Annotated in this window: 5 protein-coding genes; all 5 read right to left on the bottom strand. The window is 54.4% G+C overall.

Annotated elements, in window-relative coordinates; all coding sequences use genetic code 11:
* The coding region (locus tag ACOJWD_RS15275) for an FAD binding domain-containing protein (protein WP_486994107.1) at positions 1 to 528 on the bottom strand (528 nt) is incomplete at its 3' end.
* A gap of 56 nt (positions 529 to 584) precedes the next feature.
* Positions 585 to 1,349, bottom strand: a complete 765-nt coding sequence (locus ACOJWD_RS15270; protein ID WP_486994106.1) for a VWA domain-containing protein — start codon at positions 1,347 to 1,349, stop codon at positions 585 to 587.
* 102 nt (positions 1,350 to 1,451) lie between these two features.
* Positions 1,452 to 2,294, bottom strand: a complete 843-nt coding sequence (locus tag ACOJWD_RS15265; protein WP_486994105.1) for an AAA family ATPase — start codon at positions 2,292 to 2,294, stop codon at positions 1,452 to 1,454.
* 131 nt (positions 2,295 to 2,425) lie between these two features.
* Positions 2,426 to 2,677, bottom strand: a complete 252-nt coding sequence (locus ACOJWD_RS15260; protein WP_486994104.1) for a hypothetical protein — start codon at positions 2,675 to 2,677, stop codon at positions 2,426 to 2,428.
* 186 nt (positions 2,678 to 2,863) lie between these two features.
* Positions 2,864 to 4,332: amidohydrolase (locus ACOJWD_RS15255; RefSeq protein WP_486994103.1), on the bottom strand; the 1,469-nt coding region annotated here is incomplete at its 5' end.

The following is a 4,332-nucleotide window of genomic DNA, read 5'->3' as shown; positions in this document are numbered from 1 at the left end:
GTGACTCACCACGGGAAACTCAATCGCGACGATAAGGTCATCCTCAAGAAGCGTCGTCATATAATACCCTTGAAAGAAGTCTTCGGCCGCGATCTGCCGCTCGCCTTGCGAATTTTTCACCACGATTGATGCTTTCAGTGCCACCAATGCGGCGGGTAATTCGGCAGCCGGATCAGCGTGTGCCACGCTTCCCGCAATCGTACCTCGATTGCGAATCGCCCAATGACCAATATGTCGAGCCGCTTGAGACAAGACCGGCAAGTGCTGGCGAATGACAGGATCGTGTATTAGCTCTTCATGTCTCGTGAACGCCCCCACCCGCACTCGATGGCCACTGACTTCAATCCCTCGCAGCTCACTGATGGCACTAATATCCACCAATGTGGCGGGTCGACTAAGTCGAAAGTTCATCAGCGGAATAAGGCTCTGGCCCCCCGCAAGAATTTTGGCATCGTGGTGGGCGCGCAATCCTTCAAGTGCGTCGTCCACGGTCTCGGCCCTAACGTATTGAAATGCTGCTGGTTTCATCGTATTGTCCCCTTTGTCTGGGCCCGTGCCCACAAAATCGCTTGTCCCATGCGTCTTTATCCATAGCCTAATCGCCAGGCAATTTCAAGTAAATCGTTAGGAGTGGCACCCGCAGTCATGGAAGAAACATACTGTCTCGCGATCTTTAACGCCCGTGTCCGGGGCTCAAAGGATTTTGTCACCATGAGTGGATTCACCCACACCATCTCACGAGCGCGAAGCGCCATCGTATGTAGTGCCTGGTCTAGCTCTTCAGCTCCCCCGACGTCCCATCCGTCACTAATAATGAGAATCGCGGTCCGGGTCCCCAAGCGAGCCTGGCCCGACTCATCGTACCACTTGCGAAAGGCCCGCCCCATGGCCGTTCCACTCCCCCACAACCCTATCTCATTATACAAATCACGGACCGCATCTTCATAGCGCCCATGGAGATAAGGGGTGAGGTCCGCCGTTTCGGTACCAAATGCATAGATGGAAACCTCACGATGCTTAGCCGCCATTTGATACAGCCAAGGAAAATACCACGCGACATAATTCGCCATCGACCCCGAAACATCCCAGAGCACCACCAACGAACCTGGCCCACGCGGTTCACGACGCCATACCATCTGTCCATCAGCATGGCCTCGCTTCGCCCAACCGCGAATGGTGTCTCGCCAGTTCACCTGGTAGTGACGCCCTACATGCATCCCATGGCGCACGATACGGGGCAAATCAAGGTCACGTCCGCGGACATGATTCAACCACGCAGGCATCGTCTCCGGCAAACCGGCATTAATGGTGTGCCCGGGAGCGCGACTCGCGCGAACTGCCCCTAACATCGTATCGTCGATCGCGGCATCCTCAAGGCTCTCATCTTGTAGTCCCCGCCTGGGTGCCTCGCGGTCGTCCGGAAGCGGAGATAGTGACTCTGCGTCTTCCAGTCACGTTTCCGGGGCGACCAACTCATCTATTCGCTCTCTGACCCGTCCCAAGTCCATAGCATCTTTAATCACCAATCCTAGGGTGCGGCCCACCCAATCCGCGGTCCAATGCTCTAAGTGCGTGATTTCGGCGGCCTGAGCCCAATCGATGGTTTCCGAGAGTCCTGGCGGCTTAAGAAGATTCCATGACCGCAACCGCGTTACGGCTTTGACAATTTCCATGCGAATGTCGCCCGATAAACGGCTCACGTGATAGGACACCACGGCATTTTCTCGGGACTGATCCGGCCAATCCAAGAACAAGTACACGCAGCGTCGGCGCAATGCATCCGACAGCGGACGTTGTCGATTGGAGGTCAATATGGTGATCGGAGCCCGGGCGGCTCGCATGGTGCCGCGCTCCGGAATAGAGATCTGATAGTCGGATAAGTACTCCAATAATAAGGCTTCGAAGGCTTCATCAGCGCGATCCACCTCATCAATTAACAAAATCGATTGTGGACTTTGAATCGCCTTCAATAGGGGGCGTGCCAAAAGAAACTGATCGTCAAAGGGGTTGATATCACGGTTTTGGGTCAAACTGGCCCACTGGGCGTTGTAGTTCCAATCATAGAGGGCTTCGCTGGCCGAAAGGCCCTCATAGCAGGATAAACGAATGACGTCTACGCCGAGCCCTTTGCCTAAGGCATAGGCCAGCGCGGTTTTACCGCTGCCAGACGGTCCCTCAATTAATAACGGGCGCTGCAACTTTTGAGCTAATTCCACCAAGAGCGTTGTCTCGTCATTGGGCAAATAATCTCCCCGGCGTAAAAGGGCGTCATACGACTCGTGTACTGCTGTCACTAAACCCCTCCTCAGGATGCGATGCGATTGCACCGCATAAATGGGAAACTGTCCCAAAGGTGGTCCAAGACGTTTCGAGTCTTAGTGTGACAATATAAACCGCCGAAATCAAGTAAGCTCCCAATGATATCCTAGCCAGAAATCCCGCCTGGACGGCTTCTCCGACGATTTTGCAAACGAAGCCGCCGCGATTCAGTTAAGTACCGTACTCCGGGCGGATACAATTTCACTAGGACTGCCTGAGGAATAATCACCTGTAAATTTCCGCATAACGTACACTGCCGTCCTTTCACCACCGTCACCGACGCCTGCTCACTTTCCACGGTTAAAGGACCCGTGGCCACAATATCATCCGAACCACATACCGGGCAACGCTCTTCCATTAAAAATCCTCCTCGACAAGTCAGACTGTACGCTTGGGCGATACCGTGCTATTCACAGTCCGCGTACAGCTATCTTCTCGAACACGATCACCGATTCCTTCTGGCAATACCTAGTTATCCACATTTTTTAAACAACCTTATCCCCAACATATCCACAATGTTCGACAGTGGAATAGTCGAATTGCGTCAAGCCTTTCTATACACCAGACGCCCTCCCACAATGGTCGCCATCACTTGAAGACCCGCAAGGTCTCTGTGGACAAGTCTCTCTCCCGGATGTTGTTCCCAAATGGTGATGTCACCCCAAAGGCCTTCGGCAAGTCGCCCACTGGGACGGCCATCTATCTGGGCAGGCGTAGCCGTGTAGGCATCAAACGCCTCTTGAGGAGTCAGGACTTGGTGAGGATGCCAGGCCGGATCCTCCCCTTCGGCCCCATGCACCGCTGCCCACAGTCCTAAGGCAGGATCCATGGTCACAATGGGCCCGTCTGAACCGAAGACCAGTGGGATGTTCGCGGTAACAATATCGCGGAATCGGAATGCCCGTTGCGCTCGATCTCCCCATAGACGATCGGCAATGGGGCGATCTACGAGCAAGTGCGCCGGCTGCATCGACAACGCCACACTCAGGGAGGTCAACCTCTCTAAATCATCATCGCGAATCAACTGAGCATGCTCGATACGACTCAACATCTCGGTGGTCGGTGTGATGCGGGCGAGGGCACTGACCAATTCATGCACCGCTTGATCGCCGATGGCATGCACCGCCGCTAAGAGCCCGGCATCAGAAAGTTCTCGAAGCCATCGTTCTAACTGTTCAGAGGTCATTAACGACTGACCGCGGTTTTGAGGATCAGAAGCATAGGGTTCAGTCATCCACGCCGTTTTCGATCCTAACGCGCCATCCATAAAGAGCTTCACACCCATCAGTCGAAGCTTGTCATTGCCGTAGCCTGCCCGAATACCGCGATCGGCCATGGTTTTTGCGAGGTCTTCGATCACAAAGACTTGCACCCGAATGGTCCTGTCCTCTTCCCGCATGCGCTGCAAGGCGTTCCACCCCGTGTGTCCCTCAATGGTAGTAACGCCAACCATCCCGAAACGATGGGCTTCGCGTATCGCTGTTTTCAGGTCCTCTTCGGATCGTGGGTCATCGAGACTTGCCAGCAGATCTTGAACCCAAAATGCCCCCTTTTCATGGATAATGCCCGTGAACTGACCATGGCTATCGTAATCCATTCCAGGAATATCGTCGCCCGTCCCACCGATCCGCTGATAAGCGAGTCCATTGATCCACACCGTGTGATGGTCAAGGCTAATCAGGGCCACCGGATGATGCGGTGCGACCCTATCCAATTGCCCCATATCCGGGGCCATATCAAACACCTCTCGATTAAATCCATGGCCAACAATCCATTCGCCCGGCCTGCACAACTGAGCACCATCGCGAACCCGGTGCAACACCTCATGACGACTCTCGGTGGCACCAAACCTCAACCGGCGTAGACTACGTCCATATTCCAAGAGATGTACGTGACTATCCCAGAGTCCCGCCGTCGCTACCCCACCTTCTAAATCCACCAGGCGGTCATCGCGCGATTTCTCGGTGAGCAATTGCTCGTCTCCAATCGCAACAATTGTCCCATTGGCATCAT

It is taken from the genome of Sulfobacillus sp. TH-112, from assembly GCF_057473405.1.
Note: the sequence above shows the minus strand (reverse complement) of the source record. Positions and strands in the feature narration are given on the sequence as shown.